The organism is Amycolatopsis orientalis DSM 43388, assembly GCF_000411975.1.
GTDB classification, from domain to species: Bacteria; Actinomycetota; Actinomycetes; order Mycobacteriales; family Pseudonocardiaceae; genus Amycolatopsis; species Amycolatopsis orientalis_D.
This window is the reverse complement of sequence record NZ_ASXG01000047.1, coordinates 1-653: the sequence shown is the minus strand read 5'-3', so window position 1 is coordinate 653 and position 653 is coordinate 1. Positions and strand designations below refer to the sequence as shown.

The 653-nt window shown below is 70.8% G+C and carries 1 protein-coding gene; it reads left to right on the top strand.

Going from position 1 to position 653, the window contains the following annotated elements; genetic code table 11:
* Positions 1-653, top strand: a 653-nt coding sequence (locus tag L942_RS09095; RefSeq protein ID WP_037357500.1) for an enoyl-CoA hydratase/isomerase family protein, incomplete at both ends; no start/stop codon positions are given.

The following is a 653-nucleotide window of genomic DNA, read 5'->3' as shown; positions in this document are numbered from 1 at the left end:
GAATTCGACCGCGACCCGGCGGTGAAAGCCGTTCTGCTGCGCGGCGAGGGCAAGGGCTTCTCCGCGGGCGGGTCGTTCGACCTGGTCGAGAAGCTGGCCACCGACTTCGAGGCCCGCTCCCGCACCATGCGCGAGGCCCGCGACCTGGTCTACAACGTCATCGACTGCGCCAAGCCGACCGTCTCGGCGATCCACGGCCCCGCGGTCGGCGCCGGACTCGTCGCCGGCGTGCTCGCGGACGTCTCCGTCGTCACCGCGAACGCGAAAATCATCGACGGCCACACCCGCCTCGGCGTCGCGGCCGGCGACCACGCCGCGGTCTGCTGGCCCCTGCTGTGCGGCATGGCCAAAGCCAAGTACTACCTGATGACCTGCCGGCCGCTGAACGGCGCCGAAGCCGAACGGATCGGCCTGGTCTCGCTCTGCGTCGACGAGGACGCCGACCTGCTGCCCACCGCCCGCGAGATCGCCCGCGAACTGGCGAACGGCGCCCCCACCGCGATCCGCTGGACCAAACAAAGCCTCAACCTCTGGTACCGCCAGCTCGCCGGCGCGATCTTCGACTCCTCGCTCGCCCTGGAGTTCTACGGCTTCGGCGGCCCCGAGGTGCACGAAGGCCTCGCCTCGCACCGCGAACGCCGCAAGCCGGACTT